Annotated in this window: 17 protein-coding genes and 1 pseudogene; 1 reads left to right on the top strand and 17 read right to left on the bottom strand. The window is 44.1% G+C overall.

Annotation, left to right across the window (positions count from 1 at the left end):
• Positions 1 to 3: 3 nt before the first annotated feature.
• From INT84_RS08680 to INT84_RS08620, 13 genes and pseudogenes are all read right to left on the bottom strand, one after another.
• Entirely contained in the window at positions 4 to 1,116 is a 1,113-nt protein-coding gene (locus INT84_RS08680) for a hypothetical protein (RefSeq protein ID WP_194206485.1), read from the bottom strand.
• A 72-nt stretch (positions 1,117 to 1,188) separates the two neighbouring features.
• Positions 1,189 to 2,169, bottom strand: coding sequence for an LPS O-antigen chain length determinant protein WzzB (gene wzzB, locus INT84_RS08675; protein ID WP_194206484.1), 981 nt, complete (start codon positions 2,167 to 2,169; stop codon positions 1,189 to 1,191).
• 97 nt (positions 2,170 to 2,266) lie between these two features.
• On the bottom strand, positions 2,267 to 3,145 hold the full coding sequence (gene rfbA / locus INT84_RS08670; RefSeq protein ID WP_194206483.1) for a glucose-1-phosphate thymidylyltransferase RfbA: 879 nt from the start codon (positions 3,143 to 3,145) through the stop codon (positions 2,267 to 2,269).
• 37 nt (positions 3,146 to 3,182) lie between these two features.
• Positions 3,183 to 4,082 carry a dTDP-4-dehydrorhamnose reductase gene (gene rfbD, locus INT84_RS08665; protein WP_194206482.1) on the bottom strand — a complete coding sequence of 300 codons (900 nt, stop codon included), beginning with the start codon at positions 4,080 to 4,082 and terminating at the stop codon, positions 3,183 to 3,185.
• Entirely contained in the window at positions 4,082 to 5,167 is a 1,086-nt protein-coding gene (rfbB, locus tag INT84_RS08660) for a dTDP-glucose 4,6-dehydratase (protein ID WP_194206481.1), read from the bottom strand. The genes rfbD and rfbB overlap by 1 nt, the downstream gene beginning before the upstream one ends.
• 26 nt (positions 5,168 to 5,193) lie before the next feature.
• On the bottom strand, positions 5,194 to 5,736 hold the full coding sequence (rfbC, locus tag INT84_RS08655; RefSeq protein WP_194206480.1) for a dTDP-4-dehydrorhamnose 3,5-epimerase: 543 nt from the start codon (positions 5,734 to 5,736) through the stop codon (positions 5,194 to 5,196).
• A gap of 19 nt (positions 5,737 to 5,755) precedes the next feature.
• Complete coding sequence (gene wbaP / locus INT84_RS08650; RefSeq protein ID WP_194206479.1) at positions 5,756 to 7,183, bottom strand: undecaprenyl-phosphate galactose phosphotransferase WbaP; 1,428 nt, start codon at positions 7,181 to 7,183, stop codon at positions 5,756 to 5,758.
• Positions 7,184 to 7,188: 5 nt separating this feature from the next.
• Positions 7,189 to 8,127 (bottom strand): glycosyltransferase family 2 protein, encoded by a 939-nt coding sequence (locus tag INT84_RS08645; protein WP_194206478.1) that lies wholly within the window; start codon positions 8,125 to 8,127, stop codon positions 7,189 to 7,191.
• A complete protein-coding gene (locus tag INT84_RS08640) occupies positions 8,127 to 9,266 on the bottom strand; it encodes a glycosyltransferase (RefSeq protein ID WP_194206477.1) in 1,140 nt (379 codons plus the stop codon). The genes INT84_RS08645 and INT84_RS08640 overlap by 1 nt, the downstream gene beginning before the upstream one ends.
• A complete protein-coding gene (locus INT84_RS08635) occupies positions 9,259 to 10,188 on the bottom strand; it encodes a glycosyltransferase family 2 protein (protein WP_370529645.1) in 930 nt (309 codons plus the stop codon). Before INT84_RS08635 ends, INT84_RS08640 begins: the two co-directional genes overlap by 8 nt.
• Positions 10,185 to 11,003: a glycosyltransferase family 2 protein gene (locus tag INT84_RS08630; RefSeq protein WP_194206476.1), complete on the bottom strand. Its 819-nt coding sequence runs from the start codon at positions 11,001 to 11,003 to the stop codon at positions 10,185 to 10,187. The genes INT84_RS08635 and INT84_RS08630 overlap by 4 nt, the downstream gene beginning before the upstream one ends.
• A 4-nt stretch (positions 11,004 to 11,007) precedes the next feature.
• Positions 11,008 to 12,261: a flippase gene (locus tag INT84_RS08625; protein ID WP_194206475.1), complete on the bottom strand. Its 1,254-nt coding sequence runs from the start codon at positions 12,259 to 12,261 to the stop codon at positions 11,008 to 11,010.
• A 798-nt stretch (positions 12,262 to 13,059) separates the two neighbouring features.
• Positions 13,060 to 13,290, bottom strand: a pseudogene (locus tag INT84_RS08620) (UDP-glucose 6-dehydrogenase); the annotation flags it as partial.
• 208 nt (positions 13,291 to 13,498) lie between these two features.
• Between INT84_RS08620 and INT84_RS08615 the strand changes: the two are divergent.
• Positions 13,499 to 14,503 (top strand): NAD-dependent epimerase, encoded by a 1,005-nt coding sequence (locus tag INT84_RS08615; RefSeq protein ID WP_194206474.1) that lies wholly within the window; start codon positions 13,499 to 13,501, stop codon positions 14,501 to 14,503.
• A gap of 66 nt (positions 14,504 to 14,569) precedes the next feature.
• Here the strand turns inward: INT84_RS08615 and ugd are convergent, their stop codons facing one another.
• The 4 genes from ugd to INT84_RS08595 all read right to left on the bottom strand — a co-directional run bounded on the left by ugd (position 14,570) and on the right by INT84_RS08595 (position 19,817).
• On the bottom strand, positions 14,570 to 15,736 hold the full coding sequence (gene ugd / locus INT84_RS08610; RefSeq protein ID WP_194206473.1) for a UDP-glucose 6-dehydrogenase: 1,167 nt from the start codon (positions 15,734 to 15,736) through the stop codon (positions 14,570 to 14,572).
• A 261-nt stretch (positions 15,737 to 15,997) separates the two neighbouring features.
• Complete coding sequence (gndA, locus tag INT84_RS08605; RefSeq protein WP_194206472.1) at positions 15,998 to 17,404, bottom strand: NADP-dependent phosphogluconate dehydrogenase; 1,407 nt, start codon at positions 17,402 to 17,404, stop codon at positions 15,998 to 16,000.
• Between the two features lie 209 nt (positions 17,405 to 17,613).
• Positions 17,614 to 18,612 carry a hypothetical protein gene (locus INT84_RS08600; RefSeq protein ID WP_194206471.1) on the bottom strand — a complete coding sequence of 333 codons (999 nt, stop codon included), beginning with the start codon at positions 18,610 to 18,612 and terminating at the stop codon, positions 17,614 to 17,616.
• 26 nt (positions 18,613 to 18,638) lie between these two features.
• Positions 18,639 to 19,817, bottom strand: coding sequence for a glycosyltransferase family 4 protein (locus tag INT84_RS08595; RefSeq protein ID WP_194206470.1), 1,179 nt, complete (start codon positions 19,815 to 19,817; stop codon positions 18,639 to 18,641).

Raw genomic sequence — 19,817 nt, 5'->3', positions numbered from 1 at the left:
TTTTTAAACTTTTTTAGTTTTTATAAAAATATTATCAACCACATTTATCATGTTACCGAACTTATCAAATTCTTCCTCACGCGTTTTAATAAACATCAACATGTAAAAAAGAATCACCACGCTGGTTTCTGCCCGAGCCATTACCGCCTCAGTGAAACCATAGCAAATAAGAGAGAAAATTAGCACAATGAAATATTTATTAGGATTATTAAGAACTGCGCGATAGACCATATAGGTAAAAGGTATAATAAACCCTAATCCTAAAGCCGTCATTAAAATAAGGTAAGAGTTATCAAGAGCAAATTCAGGTAACGGCGATCCGAAAAAGTAATTATTCATTTTTAGCGCGCTGAGATAATCATAGTAGTAGCTTAACCGACCACTCAATAGATAATCCAAATCGCTACCATGATAATACCAGGGAAGATATAGCGAAATACTTAATAACACTAGTGGGACCAGTGGTAAATAAAACGCTACCAGATATCTCAATAGATTATTAGATATTGCGACAAAGAACATCATTGACGCAATCATTGCATAGCCAGGCGTTCTGGAATCGGCGAGGAACGGAACAAAAATAAAGAACAGCATCAACCCATAAGTAAAATAGCGTATCAATGGATGAATCAGTCCTGACAGATATCCTTTACAGGCAAACAGCGTCATAAAGCAGGAATAAGCGATAAAACCAGGATAGTTGGCGGACCAAAAGCCCATGTTATTTCTGAATCGCCCAGTTTCCGCAATATAAACAATATCAGGATAGATGATACCTTTTACCACCAGCAATGCAAATATTAACGAAAACAATAGCGTCGAATAATATACACTTTTAATTACACCTACTGCGCCCTGCCTCCTGACAAGATAAACAAACCACAGAGTGAAAATAAAATTAATGCAGGTAGCATTTAAGTTAATAAGGAAAAAGGCTGAAAATACCGCCGTGCCAATGATAAGGTTGTTTTCGACCTCCAGATTTTTCAGATACATAGCAATAATGAATAAGCCGATGGCAATGCGCACTATTAAAGCAGTACGATCGTCTACCGCCTGCAACCCCGAAATAAACAAGGAGTTGATCTGCATAAAAAACAGTAGGAATGCTGTCATATCATTTCAATAATGTGTGTTAGACAATGTACATTTTCACCAGTATCTGAAAATAGTCTCTTTCTGAAAGCATCAGATGTTACGGCTATAGACTTTGGTCGCATTCCGTGCGAGCACCCATCCTGAACCGACCATGGCACCGAGGAACAATGCGATAGCAAGGACAATGCTCTTCTTCGGACTATCACGACGAATAGGCAGATTCGGTTTCATGATATAGCGGTAAGCATGAATCTCTGCTTTATCGATAAACAGGGTAGATATCGCCAGTAAATTTTGACGTAATGAGTAGTACTCATCGGAGAAAGCTAATGGTCGACTTGCCTCGTTTTTCATCATCGAATTAAGGGCATCGCTTCCCAGCATAAACATTGTATCCTGGCTTACCTGATCGACTTGCTGAGCTTTAGGCTCTTTGATATTTGACTGCGAAGCAACTGTTAGCGCCTGGTTGATTTGCGCCATTTTTTGCGACTTCTGCTCTTTGGCAATGGTTTCCTGCCGAACAATAGCTTTTGACAGTTCATCAGTTTTCGCGCGGATATTCATGGTCAAATCGGCACGGAGTTCTTTTGCCACTTCATCATCAGTCTGTTGGATGAATTCGGACAGTTTACGTTGTGCAATTTCAGCAGTCTGGCCAGTATAGGAAACTTTTAACGGCAGCGACTGCCCTTTAACGGCAGATTCGATGGTTAATTTTTCAGGTTCATCCTGATTATCCAGCGTTTCGGCGAGAGCGGAGAATGTAGCATTAAAACGATCAATAAAATCTTGCTGAATATTTACCAGAGAAGGCGCAGCATTGCCATAAAGGATATTCATCGCGTTGCTATAATTGTTAATTTGGCCGACATCCGGACGGTTAACAATAGCGGATGAGGTCCATTTCTCCTTTGCGACAAAAATATATGCTATGGCTAATATAACAAACCCGACAATAAAAATTGCAACGGTTTTCTTTCCTTTCCATATCTGACCAATCAAATCTGCAAGATTGACTTGCTGCGTATTATATCCTGGAAGGGAGCTGTTGTTACCATTCTGATTCATAATAACCTTAAGAATATTATTTTAAATACAAAAAAGCACTATTGATGTATACCATACTTATAAAAAAGCCGCAGAATAATACTGCGGCTTAGAGCAATTAATTATTTTCAATCATCTTCAAAAGATATTGGCCGTAATTATTTTTCACCAGCGGCGCTGCCAGCTTACGTACCTGCTCCGCGTCAATAAAGCCCTTGCGATAGGCAATCTCTTCCGGACAAGCTACTTTCAGCCCCTGCCGTTCTTCAATGGTGGCAATAAAGTTGCTCGCCTCGATCAGGCTCTGGTGCGTACCAGTATCCAGCCAGGCATAGCCACGTCCCATCATTTCGACAGAAAGCTTACCCTGCTCCAGATAAAGCTGGTTGATATCGGTAATTTCCAGTTCGCCACGCGCTGACGGCTTCAGGTTCTTCGCAAGAGAAACAACATTGTTGTCGTAGAAATACAGACCGGTAACAGCGTAATTGCTCTTCGGTTTGGCTGGCTTCTCCTCCAGTGATATCGCTTTACCATTCTCATCGAACTCTGCCACGCCATAGCGTTCAGGATCATTAACGTGATAGGCAAATACTGTTGCACCTGATTCCTGGTTCACGGCATTAGAAAGCAATTTCGGCAGGTCGTGACCATAGAAAATATTGTCGCCCAGTACCAGAGCGCAGCTGTCGCTACCAATAAACTCGTCACCGATAATAAAGGCCTGCGCCAGACCATCAGGACTTTCCTGCACCTTGTATTGCAGGTTAAGTCCCCACTGACTGCCATCGCCAAGCAGTTGCTCAAAACGAGGCGTATCCTGCGGCGTACTGATGATCAGAATATCGCGAATACCAGCCAGCATCAGCGTGGTCAACGGGTAGTAAATCATCGGTTTGTCATAGATTGGCAGCAGTTGCTTACTTACTGCCATGGTGACCGGGTAAAGACGCGTGCCCGAGCCACCAGCAAGAATAATACCTTTACGAGTTGTCATTATATTATCTCTATTGTCTTGTATCAAAGCGCAGCGATTAAACAGCGGCGGCCGTAAACAGTTCTTCCAGCATTCTTTCAACGCCAACCTGCCACTGAGGCAATTGCAGATTAAACGTGCTCTGGAATTTTTCTGTCGACAGGCGTGAGTTACTTGGGCGACGCGCCGGGGTCGGATAAGCACTGGTAGGCACTTTCTTAATGTCCTGTACCGCAAGCTCAATACCCGCCTGACGCGCTTTTGCAAAAACCAGCTCTGCATAGTCAGCCCAGGTAGTCATGCCAGAAGCCACAAGATGATAAAGGCCCGCGACTTCAGGCTTCACCAGCGCGGTTCGAATAGCATGAGCGGTACAGTCGGCCAGTAATTCTGCGCCGGTCGGCGCACCAAACTGGTCGCTGATAATGGAAAGCGTGTCGCGAGTTTTCGCCAGATTCAGCATGGTTTTGGCAAAGTTGTTGCCCTTCCCGGCATATACCCAACTGGTACGGAAAATTAGATGTTTGTCGCAGTGCTGCTGCAACACTTGCTCACCGGCAAGCTTCGTTTCGCCATACACATTGAGTGGCCCGGTCGCATCCGTCTCTTTCCACGGCGTTTCACCATCACCAGGGAAAACGTAATCGGTAGAGTAGTGAACGACCCAGGCCCCCAGCTTCTGCGCCTCACGAGCGATAGCTTCGACGCTCTGTGCGTTCAGCAGGTACGCCAGATCGGGTTCCGATTCCGCTTTATCCACGGCGGTATGTGCCGCCGCGTTGACAATCACATCCGGCTGCAAGCGACGTACCGTTTCAGCAACACCTTCAGGGTTGGTGAAATCGCCGCAAAAATCCGTGGAATTAAAATCCAGCGCCGTCAGATTACCGAGCGGAGCCAGCGCACGCTGAAGCTCCCAGCCTACCTGACCACTCTTACCGAATAACAGAATGTTCATTACGCGCGATCCTTATAGTTCTGATCGATCCAGTTTGCATAGGCACCGCTTTTAACGTTATTTACCCACGCCTGATTATCCAGATACCACTGCACCGTTTTACGGATGCCCGTTTCAAAGCTCTCCTGCGGTGCCCAGTTCAGTTCACGCTGAATTTTATCGGCGTCAATCGCATAACGACGATCGTGACCCGGACGGTCAGCTACCCACGTAATCAGCTCACGATAAGACGTTGCGGACGGCGCGAGTTCATTAAGTAGATCGCAAATGGTATGCACCACTTCGATATTTTTCTTCTCGTTATGACCGCCAATGTTATAGGTCTCACCCGGTTTGCCCTGGGTCAGCACGCAATACAGTGCACGGGCGTGATCTTCAACGTACAACCAGTCGCGGATCTGATCGCCTTTGCCATAAATCGGCAGCGGCTTACCTTCCAGCGCATTCAGGATCACCAGCGGGATCAGTTTTTCCGGGAAATGGAACGGACCGTAATTGTTGGAGCAGTTGGTCACGATGGTAGGCAACCCGTAAGTGCGTTTCCAGGCACGAACGAGATGATCGCTGGAGGCTTTGGACGCAGAATACGGGCTACTTGGTGCATAAGCGGTAGTCTCGGTGAAAAGCGGCAGCGCTTCGCTGCTGGTCCATTCGTCCGGATGCGGCAAATCACCGTAAACTTCATCAGTCGAAATATGATGGAAACGAAACGCCGCTTTGCGTGCAGCATCCAGTTGATTCCAGTAAGCTCGCGCAGCTTCTAACAGCGTGTAAGTCCCTACCACGTTGGTTTCGATAAAATCAGCCGGACCGGTAATAGAACGATCCACATGGCTCTCTGCCGCCAGATGCATAACTAAATCAGGCTGGTGATCGGCAAAAATACGCTCCATGGCTGCCTTATCACAGATATCTGCTTTTTCAAAAGCGTAGCGCTCACTGTCAGCCACGCTTTCCAGTGACTCGAGGTTACCGGCGTAAGTTAATTTATCAACATTAACAACGTGATCGGCTGTGTTCTCAATAATATGACGAACCACCGCAGAACCAATAAAACCCGCGCCACCCGTTACCAGAATTTTCATCAAATGGACCTTTATGTCTTAATTATTTAAAGTTGAGCAACGTATTCTTTGAAAGTCATTCCTTTCATATCTTTCTCAGACAGAATAGGATCGGTGACCTGCCAGTCGATATTCAGATCGGTATCATTCCACAGAATGCATTTCTCACTTTGCGGATCGTAATAGTTCGTACATTTGTATTCAAAATCGACGGTATCGGAAAGGACGACAAAACCGTGGGCAAGTCCTGGCGGGATCCAGAACTGCTTTTTGTTGCTTTCGCTAAGGATCACGGATTCCCAGACACCGAAGGTCGGGGAGTCTTTGCGGATGTCGACGGCTACGTCCAGCACTTCACCCTGTACCACGCGGACCAGTTTGCCCTGCGGGTTATTGGTTTGCAGATGCAGGCCGCGCAGAACATTCTTAACCGAACGTGAATGGTTATCCTGAATAAAATCAAGATCGATATTCAGCATTTCCTTGTAGCGCTGGGCATTAAAGGTTTCCAGAAAAAAACCACGCGCATCTTCAAAAACGCGGGGTTCGATAATCTTTACACCCGCGATTTTGGTGTCAATTACTTTCATCATCATTCCTTTCGTACTTTTAATATGCGCCGTCGCGTTTCAGAACGACGCTGACAGTTTTGAACAATATTACGATATCATTCCACAAAGACCAGTTCTTGACGTACCACGAATCAAAGTAGACGCGCTTTTCATAATCAACGTCATTTCGCCCGCTGACCTGCCACAGGCCGGTCATACCCGGTTTTGCCATACGGTAGTAGTCCGCATCGTCACAGTAGCGCAGCAGTTCTTCGGCAATTACCGGTCTGGGCCCGACCAGACTCATCTCGCCTTTCAATACGTTAAACAACTGCGGCAATTCATCAAGACTGGTGCGACGGATAAACTTGCCGATAGGCGTAATACGTGGATCATCGCGCAGCTTAAAGTCTTTATCCCATTCCGCCCGTGCCGCCGGATCGTTTTCCAGCAAGTTCTGCAAGACTTCCTGAGAATTCATTACCATTGAACGAAACTTCAGGCATTTAAAGAGACGGCCTCGTCGCCCTACCCGTTCATGCCCGTAAATTGCATAGCCACCATCTTTTTTGACTTGCAGGCTGAGATAGATAAATAGCGGCGAAAGTATGATGAGCAATAGCGTAGAAACCACGATATCAAACGTCCGCTTAACAAAGCGAGAACTGCGTTTAGCAAGGTTGTTATTTACCCGCAACAGCAGGACTTCATGACTGAAGATAAACGCCATATCCGTACCGTACAGAGGTACACCACGAATGGTCGGGATGACAGAAATTGAGCGGCATTTTTTCTTGGTCAGGTTTTTAAGCCATCTCTCCAGCTGCTGAGCATCGCTTTCGTCAAAAGCGAGTATATACTGGATGTTTTTATAATCATCGAGGCGATAAATTTCCTCCTCGGCGCTCAGCACTTTAATGTCTCCGTTAATGGGCACATCATGACCATTGATAGAGTAAAAATACTGGATGTCGTAGCCCAGGTTCTTCTCGCTCATCAGCGCCTGATAGGCATCATAAGCATTGATGCCACCGCCAAGGATAATGGTCTTTTTCTTCCACATGCCCAGTTTATTGAGCAGCAGCTTGATAAGTTTTCTGCCTACTGGAATGAACACAAAAATGCCACACCAGGTAAATGCCCACAGGTAGCGAGAAAAATGCCATTTAGAAAAAGCGACCATTGCCAAATCGATAACGGCGAAAATCACGATGGTACGCAATATTTCCTTAAGCTCGTTCCAGAAAGGTTTCCGGTAGGTGTAGTGGCGCAAACGTATCCCAAACCAGGCGACGGCGATAAAGCCGAGAATGAAATGCGAAAGCACCCGATAGTTGTAGTCTTCCTGAGGTAAAAAAGGAGAGAGATCACCACCAAAAAAGTGCTTCGTTAACCACATTGCCACAAACAAACACGCAATATAAATACCAAAATCCATTAATGCAAAAAGGTATTTAGGTATAAAATGACGAACACTATTACTCATTATACTCACCTGTTATAAGCGCTGCTATCCCAGTACCGTCTGTGCATACTCATTTTTTTGACGAGTGAAAACGGCAGAGATTTGTATTTCAAACCAAGTTTATAGCCAAGTAATTTTGCAGCATTATTAGCAAACGCTTTTGGCAGTAATAATGGATTATGTTTAATTAAATAGCTAACTTCTGATTTTATGAACTTGCTCCCTTCTGAGGAGACGCCGTTAAACTCTTTTTGAATCCAGGGTTCATCATAATGAAACACGCCGATATCAAAATAACGCTTAAACTCTTCAGTGGTTGAGTAGTTGTGAGAATGGCGCGCCGCCGCATCCGCACAGTAGCCGGTTTTTAAATGTTGCTGTATCGCTCTAGCGGCAAAGTACATGTCTTCGCACAAGATAGTGTCGGTTGGGAAACCGCCAAGGCGCTGAAAGTCAGCCACCTTGTACGCTGAAAAGGAATTCGACATGAAGACTGTTTTAATCCCGCGCAGCGGAATATCCTGCTGCTGGTTAACGAGTGAACGATCGCCATAGTTGAAGTAACGCGCATGTGCCGCGACAGCATTAGCGTCGAGGTGAGGTAATTGTTTACCGTAGGCCGCACTAAGGTCATTTTCAACCATATAACTAACCAGCTTAGCAACAGCATCATTACTGGCAAGAATGGCATCCTGCGTAAGCAGAACGACATAGTCTTTGTCACGAAAAACATCCATGGCCACGTTACGCGTGCCACCGTGATTAAACTCACTTTGAGCAATTTCATGCACGGTAAAACCATATTGTCTGGCAACCTGCTGTGTATTATCACGGCTTTGAGAATCGACCACTAAAACGTCTGTACCCGGCTGACAATTCTGATGAATGGCATGAGCAGCCTGCTCCCACACCTTTCCACCATTATAAGTTACAACCGCAATACCTACTTTCACAGAAGAACTCATTATTTTACGTCCAAAGATTTAAGAATATTATTCGCTAACGCATCCCAGCTTTGGCTGGTCAGAAACGCCGGATCGTCTACAAAAGTGGCAGGAGCAAAGATATTTTTCCCCTCGCAGAAGGCAGTCAGCTTCTCTGCCAACTGCGTGGCGTTATCCGGTTCAAAAAAAGCCACCTTATCGTAATCCCCTATCGTTTCGTGAGCGTAAGGGAGATCGGCCGAAAGGATCGGCACATTAAACGCTTTCGCTTCAGACAGCGGAAGCCCCCACGTTTCAAGCTTAGAGGGGAAGATCAGGGCATCAGCGTCGTGGCGATACATTTCATCAAGACGCTGTTTGCTTTGCAAACCAATAAAACGAATGTTGTTGAGCTGGCGTTTCTCACATTCTTCAATAATGAAATCGCCAAACCGGGTCATTCCTTTATCAAAGGTCAGTAGGATCTCAATCCGTTCGTAAACGGATGGCTGATGCTGTTTAAGCTTGTCCATCGCCTCGACCAGCACGCTAAAATTCTTAAATGTTCGCGGAAAAGCAGGATAAAGCAACGACTTAACGCCAGCGTGACCGGTAGTATCTCTGGTAACATTATCCTGCTTATTCATTTCAGCAACAGGCCGCGCCACCATCATATTGTTGACGCCGTAGGTTTTCTGAAAATAGCGGGCGATCCACTGTTGCTGAACAATTACATAGCGGTTCGCTTTTATATTAATACCGTACAAGAACCGATAAAACTTTGTAAAAAGGTAAAATGTACGGTCATATTTTAAATCAACAGCGCTGGACTGATAAAACGGCGAAGGATTATGGCAGTAGACAAACTGAGCAGGTGTTGCCACCCGTGCGGACATATCATGCAGGCAAATCCATGCGTCAGGTTTGATCTCCTGGCTTAACCTGTAACTGGTCAGGAATTCAAATTTCAGGCGTTTAAACCAGCTGGTTTTGATGTCTCTGTACTCGCGAAACTCAACATTTGGCAAGCCGGTAAACTCTTGAAACAGTACAGTATCGTGTACCAGACAGATGAGTTTGACGCCAGAAAACCGGCTAAAGGTGGCAATCATGGTCCGGTAAACGGTTAAAATTCCGCCTTCCACCATATTGACGCCTGAAAGAACAATTAGCTTATCCATTAATCAACCAAAGTATTGAAAAGATCATGCTGTAGGCAGGACGCTCTTTATTATAGGGCATCACGTTCTCTTTTAAAAAAGCGATTCTTTGCGCTAACGGTATCCTGCGATACATATCGTTAAAGGTCAGCAGAGCCAGCATCATTCTTGCCGAAATAACCGAACGCTGAATGCCAGATAGTGTTTTACGGACCCGTTTAATACGTGCTGAGAAACCGCGCTGGTGCGCGCCCACTACGTTAGCCGAATGCTGGCGATAGTTGACCAGCTTTTCCGCCAGATAAAACACATTTCCCGCGCGCGCGGCGTGGAAAGCATACCAGTGATCGTGCATGGCGATATTATCGGGAACCAGACCGGCCACCTTCAACAGTACGGAGTTCATTATCGTAGTACAGCCATATACCGATGAACGCCAGGTCAAGTAACCCAGCGCCAGATTATGACGCGGGTTTAAATTTGAGAAGCGGTAAAAGTCTTCGTCAAGAACGCTGAGGTTTTCATCGACCACTCGCAAGTTCGAGAACCCCAGGCACGGGACTTTTTTACCTTCTACCCACTCGTGCTTACGGATCTCTGCGAGCATCAGGGCAATTTTATTGCTTTCCCAAACGTCATCCTGATCACAGAAAAAAATATACTCCGCCCTGCTATGACGAATACCATTATTAAAGTTTTGCACTACGCCTTTCGCATCAGAGCACACATAACATGAGACCCGTGGATCTTTTGACGCAATGGCGTTAACAATATTGACCGTGTTGTCTTCAGAACCATCATCAGTAACAATAATCCGAAGTGCGGTATGCGTTTGATTCAAAATCGAATCAATCTGTTCCTGAATATATTTCGCGCCATTATGGGCGGCGAGGATCACATCAACAGTAATATCCTGAGTCATAAATTCAGAAGCCTCATTCACGATGAGTACTTCCCTCCTTTGCCCATAATGCCATCCCGAAGCCCCTGCATAATAAATTTAATACGTGTTTTTCGCGGTGCCAGCAGCGCAAACAGAGGAATTTTTTTCAAAAGCAGCGTAAGAACGTAGAGCTTGTATTTTGTAGTAAAACTCTCGGATTTGAGGGAAAAGATCCAGTTACGTACCAGGTAATATTGCCTCACTGGCGAACCAATTCGCACTTCCCGATTAAATAATCTGGGATAATCATTCTCACCGATATTGTGATGCATCAACACACGTGTCGACTCAAAAGAAAGTAGCCCTTTAGTTCGTGCCCGATAACTCCATTCAACATCAATCATGTCAATAAACCATTCGCTTTTGAACAATCCGACATCTTTAAATGCCTGAAGAGGGAAAAGCGCACCTGAAGAAATAATAAAATCTTTCTCAATCAACCCCTTGTTTTGCGGCTGTTGATTGATGGCCGGCCCCAGGCAGGCAATGGGATATTGCTGTTCATAACATTGATACTCTTCAATCATATCGCGACAAAAAGTACTGGCAATACGCGAATCCTGATCGAAAGTAAAAACAAAATCATAACCTTTATCAATGGCCTTTTGCACCCCAATATTCTGAGCCGCGGCAATACCGATGTTATCGTTTAATCGAATAACTTCAACACCTGGATAATCAAGAACTTTAGCGGGTTCGCTATTATCAATAATCAGAACCTGAGTCACCTGAGGGAGCAAAACTTCAATAAATTTATCCAGTATGGTGATATCTGGATTATACGTTACAATAATTGCTGCTGATGTAGAATTCATAATATTAACTGTTATGTCTGCTGGTTTTCTTTGCAACAATATTTAACAGCAATGCATCAATCGCCACGCGTCCTGTCCATGCGATTGCTGTACCCAGTAAGCCAAAGTGTAGCGTTAAGAAATATAAAACGACGAGATAAGGAACCACTTCAATAAGATGAATAAACGCAGTGAATTTCGCCAGCCCGGCCGCCTGAATAAGGGAGTAAGGAATTTGCGCGATGGCGTTAAAATAAAAACCAATAATAAGCACCTGTAAAATGACGGCAGAATGCTCGCCTACATCGGCCCCCATCCACAACGTCATTAACGGCTTAGCAAAAAGCAGACAGATAACTACGATGGGAATGCAAGCAACGGACATCAGCAAAAAGCTTTGTTTTTCGAGTCTCGTCCGTTCCCCACTGTCCTGAGCATAACTGAGTTTTGGGAACAGTGCCCTGGCAAGTGCCGCAGGTATATTTAACAAGCGTCCTACGCCTTCTGAAGGCGCAGTATAATAAGCTATTTTATCGGCACCGAGCAGGTTAGAGACCACAAAGCGGTCGAAATACACCATCATTGGACTGATGATGTTACTCACAGTTAGCCATCCTCCAAAACGGATCAGACGGGAAAAAGTGGCACGATTGAAATGAATACCGCTGCTGAAAATAATCTTCCGGCAAATCACCAGAGTGATCAAAAAAGAAATTAAACGACCAATCACCAGCCCAGCGATCGCCGATGTCAGCGACGGCGTAAACATACAGCACAGCGCAGGCAATCCGGCAATGGCTGAGTTACTGATTGAACGCTGAACGTTGATATTAATAAAGTTTTCATGCCCCTCAAGCCAGGCTAGCCATACCTGGTTTAGAAGGTAAACAGGGATAATCAGCGCAAGCATTAAAAAACAACTTCGCGCTTCAGAGGCCATGCCCGCTGAAATTTTCAACAAGCTGCCAAGATGTGGGATGCTTAACAGCAGGAGAAAGGCTGCCAGCAATCCCAACACAAAAACGACAATACCTGCGGTAGAGATAATATATTGCTGTTCTCGCATGTCCTCACGGAACATCGAAATCTCTCTTATTACCGCCCTGCTCAATCCTGCATCAAAAATACTGGCATAGCCTACAATGGCAAAGGCAAGCGTAAAAATACCAAAAGCCTCAACACCAATTACCCGAGCCAAAAAGCCTAACGCTGGCACTGCGATCAAGGTAGGGATCGCGAATCCTGCCAGGTTGTAAACACTGTTTTTTATTAAACTCATAGATTTTCTACATCATTAAATGAACAGTATGCAAAGAGAACAAAAGGCACGCTACCGCCCCTGGCTTGACAGCTACCAGTGCACTGATTTGTATCCTGAACAGGGAACCCGGCTGAAACAAACGTTCCCGACCGCGCATGAGCCAAAAATTTGCTCCATTGTCCCTGGTATCATTAGCAGATACAAGCGACAATTTAGATTGATTATCAATCATTTGTGTAAGTTTTGTTTTGCTACGGTAGCATAACAGAACTTAATAGTCACAGCGGACACCTGTTACGTTTTTCACTGCCAGACATACGGTGAAGCATTGTATCGCCCCGCAATCAGCGGGATCCCCCGGTGCAAATCGTAATACATTCAAAGGAGCATTATTCCACCCTGGCACACATAATCGTATCGTTATGATAGGGAACCTTTGAATCGCACATCATCCCAACGCAGCGTCACTAAATTGAGACGTATGGGGGTACCCAACGCTGCGCCATTATAGTCGGTTCTATTCATATTTCCACTGAATGCATAGGCCATTTGAGATGACGACGAAGCCAAATACTGCGCTTACGGTATACCTTTTCAGCAAAGGGAGCGCTAAGAATCATCGCAATTATTTGCATGCTCATGGTGACAGCTAACCGCTGGAATATCTTAATGATTTAGCGCCAAACAAGGAGGATTTAATATTAGGGAAGGAGATTCAGGAGGGAATTTTCGGAGGTAACAACATCTGATGTGCCCCCTGTCCTGTGAAGGCCAGGGTTTGAAGCAGGAGAGACAAATGCCCTTTACTATAATCGTTTAATCTCCACCAAATAAATCCCGCGTATACACTTTCTCCACCACGTCTGACAGTTCATCAGCCATACGGTTCGAGACAATCACATCCGCTTCATTTTTGAGTAAAGCCAGATCGCGTTCTACGCGTGAGTGGAAGAACGCATCTTCCGCCATTACCGGTTCATAAACGATGGCCCCTATGCCCTATGCCTTGATGTGATTCATGATTAAACGGAAAATGCCAACAACTTTTAACATGAATCCAGAGCTGCTGCGTAAACTCATATCATGCTATGGCATTAGGCATATAAGATTTAGCCTATCAAAAAATGATATTTAGTTAGCCAATAAGTACATTTTTTAGTAGGTGATAAGCCAAACCTAAATTAGTGATTAGAAACTAATATAAATCGCGGTAAGATAAGGACCGATAAGGAAAAACTCATATCCGGAGAAATACATGAAGTTTCTGATCACTGGTGCGGCAGGGTTTATCGGTTTTCACGTATCTCAGCGCCTTCTCGAAGCAGGTCACGAAGTCACAGGGATCGACAATCTTAATGATTACTATGAAGTTACGTTGAAAGAAGCTCGTCTGGCGCAGATAACATCGCCACTTTTTACTTTCAAAAAAATTGATCTCGCCGACCGCATAGCAATGGAACAACTCTTTTCTGAGGGCAAGTTCGACCGGGTTATTCATCTTGCAGCACAAGCGGGAGTTCGCTATTCAATTGAAAACCCACATGCTTATGCTGAGTCTAACCTGATGGGGCATTTGAACATTCTTGAAGGATGCAGGCATAACAAAGTGAAACATCTACTTTATGCCTCCTCAAGCTCAGTATATGGCTTAAACCGTAAGATGCCATTTTCAACTGAAGATTCAGTTGATCATCCGGTGTCTTTATATGCTGCGACAAAAAAAGCAAATGAGCTAATGTCACATACTTATTCGCATCTCTACGGGTTACCAACCACCGGGCTGCGCTTCTTCACCGTATACGGTCCATGGGGAAGACCTGACATGGCTCTTTTCAAATTTACTAAGGCCATGATTGCGGGTAAAAGTATTGATGTCTACAACTACGGCAAAATGAAACGTGACTTTACCTATATTGATGATATAGCCGAGGCAATTGTTCGCCTTCAGGATGTTATCCCTCAGGTAGATGCTGAATGGACCGTAGAAAATGGCTCGCCCGCAACAAGCTCTGCACCTTATCGAGTCTACAACATCGGTAATAGTTCCCCCGTTGAATTAATGGACTATATTAATGCACTCGAAGAAGCTCTTGGAATTGAAGCAGAAAAAAATATGATGCCAATTCAGGCGGGAGATGTATTAGAAACAAGCGCTGATACTCAGGCTCTGTATGAAGTGATTGGCTTTAAACCTGAGACTAGCGTCAAGAAAGGCGTCGCTAATTTCGTGGAGTGGTATAAGCAATATTATAATGTGTAAAAATAAAAAGCCCTCACCGTGAGGGCTTTTTATTGTTGTTATACAAATGTTACTGTAAACGTTTTATCAATCGCCACCAAAGAGGTCGCGAGTGTACACCTTCGATGCGACATCGGTTAGCTCTTCAGCCATACGATTCGAGATGATAACGTCGGCCTCTTTTTTAAAGGCATCAAGATCTTTGATCACACGAGAGTGGAAAAACTCATCTTCATCCATCACTGGCTCATAAACGATAACCTCAACGCCCTTCGCCTTAACGCGTTTCATGATCCCCTGAATTGAAGAAGCACGGAAATTGTCGGATCCGCTCTTCATGATCAAACGATACACGCCTACTACAGCAGGTTTCCGCGCCAGTATTGAATCAGCAATAAAATCTTTACGCGTACGGTTAGCATCAACAATAGCTGAAATCAGGTTATTAGGGACAGTCTCATAGTTCGCCAGAAGCTGCTTGGTATCTTTCGGCAGACAATAGCCGCCATAGCCAAAGGAAGGATTGTTATAGTGGCTACCGATACGCGGATCCAGGCAGACGCCTTCAATAATCTGGCGCGTATTCAGGCCCAGGCTTTCAGCATAGCTGTCCAGCTCGTTGAAATAGGCAACGCGCATCGCCAGGTAGGTATTGGCAAAAAGTTTAATCGCTTCGGCTTCTGTCGAATCGGTAAACAGAACCGGCACATCTTTCTTGATGGCCCCTTCTTGCAGCAGCGCCGCAAAACGTTCGGCGCGCTCAGAACGCTCGCCGATAACAATACGCGACGGATGCAGGTTATCATAAAGCGCCCTGCCTTCGCGTAAGAATTCTGGGGAGAAGATTATGTTATCAGCGTTCAGCTCTTGTTTAATCGCCTCGGTAAAACCTACCGGGATAGTTGACTTAATGATCATTACTGCTGAAGGGTTAATCTCAAGGACGTCCCGAATCACGCTTTCCACCGATGAGGTGTTGAAATAGTTGGTTTTAGGATCGTAGTCTGTCGGGGTTGCAATGATCACATAGTCAGCATCACGGTAGGCTTCGCGCTTATCTATGGTCGCACGAAAATTCAGATCTTTCTCAGCCAAATATTGCTGGATCTCTTTATCGATAATAGGCGACTTTTTCTGATTTAACATGTCCACTTTAGCCGGGACAATATCTAACGCCACAACCTCATGATTTTGAGCAATCAAAATCCCATTTGATAAACCAACGTAGCCTGTACCAGAAATTGTTATTTTCATTAGAGAGCAACTTTTGTGAGTTTAAATTTGGAGGGAGATGACTATACAGCCACCGCGATACCCATCAGCTGTGAGTGTTTTTACCCCCTGAGCTTATAGGCTGTCAAGTGGGGTATTTTTGAGCGTACATGCACAATACCGAGTGACACTAAGGTTTTTCTTATAATTATTAAGAAACGAGCGTGTAAATTAAGGAATGCAAGCAAAAAAGCCCGGGCTATTATTTCCCCGGGCTTTATTCTAACAGTTATCTAAATCAGATTAATCCAGCCATTCAGTGTGGAACACACCGTCTTTATCAGTACGTTTATAAGTATGCGCACCAAAGTAGTCACGCTGCGCCTGAATCAGGTTGGCAGGCAAAACAGCGGAACGATAGCTGTCATAGTAGGCAACGGCTGCGGAGAAGGTCGGCACCGGGATACCATTCTGGACTGCATACGCCACAACATCACGCAGCGCTTGCTGATAGTCGTCAGCAATCTGCTTGAAGTAAGGCGCTAACAGCAAGTTAGCAATACCCGCATTTTCGGCATAAGCATCGGTGATCTTCTGTAGGAACTGGGCACGAATGATACAGCCCGCACGGAAGATCTTCGCAATCTCGCCGTAGTTGAGATCCCAGCAGTGCTCATCAGACGCAGCGCGAAGCTGTGAGAAGCCCTGAGCGTAAGAAACAATTTTACCCAGATAGAGCGCACGACGAACTTTCTCAACAAACTCAGCTTTATCAGCAGCCGGTTTCGCCTGCGGACCGCTCAGCACTTTCGAGGCGGCTACGCGCTGCTCTTTAAGAGATGAGATATAGCGAGCAAACACAGACTCAGTTATCAGCGACAGCGGCTCGCCCAGATCCAGTGAACTCTGGCTGGTCCATTTACCGGTACCTTTGTTAGCCGCTTCATCCAGAATCACATCAACCAGGTATTTACCCTCTTCATCTTTCTTAGTGAAGATATCTTTGGTGATGTCGATCAGATAGCTGCTCAGCTCGCCTTCATTCCACTCGGTGAAAATAGAAGCCAGCTCATCGTTAGACAGATTGAGGCCACCTTTCAGCAGAGCGTAGGCTTCTGCGATCAGCTGCATGTCGCCGTATTCGATACCGTTGTGCACCATCTTCACATAATGCCCTGCACCATCCGGACCGATATAAGTCACGCAAGGTTCGCCATCTTCCGCAACGGCGGCGATCTTGGTCAGGATAGGAGCGACAAGCTCGTAAGCATCCTTCTGACCGCCAGGCATGATTGACGGCCCTTTAAGCGCGCCCTCTTCGCCACCGGACACGCCAGTACCGATAAAGTTGAAGCCTTCTTCAGACAGCTCACGGTTACGACGAATAGTGTCCTGGAAGAAGGTATTACCACCATCAATGATGATGTCGCCTTTATCCAGATACGGTTTCAGGGAATCAATGGCGCTGTCAGTACCCGCGCCCGCTTTTACCATTAACAGGATACGACGCGGCGTTTCGAGGGACTCAACAAACTCCTGCACCGTGTAGTAAGGAACCAGTTTCTTACCAGGGTTCTCGGCGATAACCTCTTCGGTCTTTTCACGGGAGCGGTTAAAAACGGAGACGGTATAACCACGGCTTTCGATGTTGAGCGCCAGGTTGCGCCCCATCACTGCCATACCGACGACGCCGATCTGTTGCTTGGACATTATGTACTCCTGTCAGGGGGTCTAAGCGATTGTTCATCGCTCAATCGAAACATAGATGATACTCTAATACCTGAATAACTGGAATATCCGAGAAGTGGGTATTGTATAACAGTACTGATACTTATATTAGGGGCATCTTACATAGATTTATATATACTACTAGAAATATTTAAATAGCAATATCGCCCTTGCTTAAGTAAATAATAAATTTAATTCATAAGGGAAAGAGCGCGTTGTGTTAAAGGACAATAGGAGTTGAAATCTACATCCTTGCTCGCAACTTTTACTTTCTGTATATTGCACACTAAAAGCGGTCTTATATTAGCACCTATAATACGATTATTGCTTATATTAAAATCGTGTGGCATGCTGCTCGAATTTTGATTTTTAGCATATACATAAACGCCTCTTTTGGTGTTATAGATCTTATTATCAACAATCGTAATATTATTTATCTTTGTGTTATAGATATGTCTAATACTAACAACAATAGCGGCCTTACCACCAATGCTCAGGAACTTATTATTTTTAATGTTTACTCGTTGTATAAAGTGCTGACTGCCATTATTTGGCTCTAGATCTATTGCACCAGGCATATTACGCATTGTAGTCCTATAGAAATAATTAGATTCAATGTCAATATCTCCGCCTGTGATGATAGATATCGCATTACGATTTTTATAGTTCAGGCCATCAAAGTAATTGTTTTTAATTTGGATATTTTTATTTTTCACCTTAGCCCGGCCAATGTAAATAGCGTCTCCCTGAAAAGCTAAAAACCTATTATTTGAAATTGTGGCATTTTCCGCACCCTTAAGACTAAGTAAATGATTATGTTCAGAAAAACCAAATTCTTCGTTTTGCCCATACAGGGTCAGGTTATGTATTGATACATCTCTTACAGGTTTAGTAGATTCATTATTCCCTAAACTAATGAATGAAATGTCATGAGGGAGATTACCCGGCGCTTTCAAAATTGTTTTATTATTACCAGCACCGTTAAGCGACACATTACTATTAATAACCAAAGGCTGAGAGAAAATACAAGTCCCTTCTGTAAAATTAATATTAACATCTCCAAGATTTGATAACTTACCAGATACGTCATTTTTTCCATCACACAAAATATTTATTTCATTTGCATATGCTTTCCCGTATATGAAAAGAAAACAGCACAAGAAAATAAAGACTGATTTATTTTTCAACATAAAACCTCATTAGCAATAATTATGATTTAGTCCATTATATTACCTTGAAGCATTCTTTTATATTTTCCAAAAAAGTCGTAACGTAGCTTATGTAATTTTTTTCTATTGAATTCCATTGATTTATTATAGTTAGCAACACCTAGTTTAATTTGCATATCTTTATCATCTTTTAAACGATGGATAATCCGCGCCAGACGTTCAAAATCCTTAGGCTTATGCAATAATTCCTCACTGACTAATTCCGGCATTCCTCCAGCAGTACTAAGTACTACTGGGCATGCCCTTGACATTGCTTCTATGACAGCCCGAGGCAGTCCTTCCTGAGAACTTGGTTGGATATACAAATCTATTTGATCAAGAAAATTATAGATGTCCAGACCGGATTTTTTTATCCCATGAAAGATAATATTTTGACTTAACCCAAGGCTTTCGATTAATGGAATGTTTTTGTATTTTTCGCCACCACCCACTATATGCAGTTCAACTTTCACACCTTTTCCGATCAGTTTAGCCAACGCATGATATGCTACATCGTAACCCTTATGAGGGCTGTCCAAAGAGCCTATTAAACCTAATTTATAAGTTGACTTGTTGCTTAAGATTTTCAGGGTTCGTAATTCGATTATACTTTCATCTACAGTATCTAACTCTACATTTGATGCCGAAATGGTGTAATGATGATTAGGATAGCGTTCTTGTAAAAATTTAGCTGTAACATATAAAGCTCCCCATGCATTTCTAACAACATTTCGCATCCTCCATCTCAAAACTGGAGCATATATCAATGACTTCGTCGAGCCATAACCAATCATGGCATCCCATGGACAAGCAACTACTTCAACCAAATAAGGCTTACCTAATTTTTTTGCTAATGAAGCAATTTTAAACCCTATTTCACTTGGCAGTCTTACTACAATTGCATCGCTAGAGCGTACTATTTCTTCTAATTTTTTTTGCTCTGTGTCGGGTAAAATTAACTTTTTTAAAGATGAGTAATTTTTTAGCTTAACAAAAGATATATTGTCTCCATCTGAACGAACCCAATTAGGGCTAACCTCTTCCATATCCTTATAGCGCGAAAGAACTGTAATATTGGAAAAGTGCTCAAGATAACGTTGGAAAGCAATATATGGTAATTTACCAGGAGAGTAGACTGCTCCAGACACATGATAAAAGTAATGGTCATGCGCAAAAATCATTTTCAT

This window comes from Superficieibacter sp. 1612_C1 (assembly GCF_015234305.1).
In the GTDB taxonomy this organism is placed as follows: Bacteria; Pseudomonadota; Gammaproteobacteria; order Enterobacterales; family Enterobacteriaceae; genus Superficieibacter.
Note: the sequence above shows the minus strand (reverse complement) of the source record. Positions and strands in the feature narration are given on the sequence as shown.

What these genes read in the sequence shown, in the direction of transcription:
- INT84_RS08680 (WP_194206485.1), bottom strand. Translation starts at nt 1,116, where the DNA reads ATGACAGCATTCCTACTGTTTTTTATGCAGATCAACTCCTTGTTTATT.
- wzzB (WP_194206484.1), bottom strand. Translation starts at nt 2,169, where the DNA reads ATGAATCAGAATGGTAACAACAGCTCCCTTCCAGGATATAATACGCAG.
- rfbA (WP_194206483.1), bottom strand. Translation starts at nt 3,145, where the DNA reads ATGACAACTCGTAAAGGTATTATTCTTGCTGGTGGCTCGGGCACGCGT.
- rfbD (WP_194206482.1), bottom strand. Translation starts at nt 4,082, where the DNA reads ATGAACATTCTGTTATTCGGTAAGAGTGGTCAGGTAGGCTGGGAGCTT.
- rfbB (WP_194206481.1), bottom strand. Translation starts at nt 5,167, where the DNA reads ATGAAAATTCTGGTAACGGGTGGCGCGGGTTTTATTGGTTCTGCGGTG.
- rfbC (WP_194206480.1), bottom strand. Translation starts at nt 5,736, where the DNA reads ATGAAAGTAATTGACACCAAAATCGCGGGTGTAAAGATTATCGAACCC.
- wbaP (WP_194206479.1), bottom strand. Translation starts at nt 7,183, where the DNA reads ATGAGTAATAGTGTTCGTCATTTTATACCTAAATACCTTTTTGCATTA.
- INT84_RS08645 (WP_194206478.1), bottom strand. Translation starts at nt 8,127, where the DNA reads ATGAGTTCTTCTGTGAAAGTAGGTATTGCGGTTGTAACTTATAATGGT.
- INT84_RS08640 (WP_194206477.1), bottom strand. Translation starts at nt 9,266, where the DNA reads ATGGATAAGCTAATTGTTCTTTCAGGCGTCAATATGGTGGAAGGCGGA.
- INT84_RS08630 (WP_194206476.1), bottom strand. Translation starts at nt 11,003, where the DNA reads ATGAATTCTACATCAGCAGCAATTATTGTAACGTATAATCCAGATATC.
- INT84_RS08625 (WP_194206475.1), bottom strand. Translation starts at nt 12,261, where the DNA reads ATGAGTTTAATAAAAAACAGTGTTTACAACCTGGCAGGATTCGCGATC.
- INT84_RS08615 (WP_194206474.1), top strand. Translation starts at nt 13,499, where the DNA reads ATGAAGTTTCTGATCACTGGTGCGGCAGGGTTTATCGGTTTTCACGTA.
- ugd (WP_194206473.1), bottom strand. Translation starts at nt 15,736, where the DNA reads ATGAAAATAACAATTTCTGGTACAGGCTACGTTGGTTTATCAAATGGG.
- gndA (WP_194206472.1), bottom strand. Translation starts at nt 17,404, where the DNA reads ATGTCCAAGCAACAGATCGGCGTCGTCGGTATGGCAGTGATGGGGCGC.
- INT84_RS08600 (WP_194206471.1), bottom strand. Translation starts at nt 18,612, where the DNA reads ATGTTGAAAAATAAATCAGTCTTTATTTTCTTGTGCTGTTTTCTTTTC.
- INT84_RS08595 (WP_194206470.1), bottom strand. Translation starts at nt 19,817, where the DNA reads ATGAAAATGATTTTTGCGCATGACCATTACTTTTATCATGTGTCTGGA.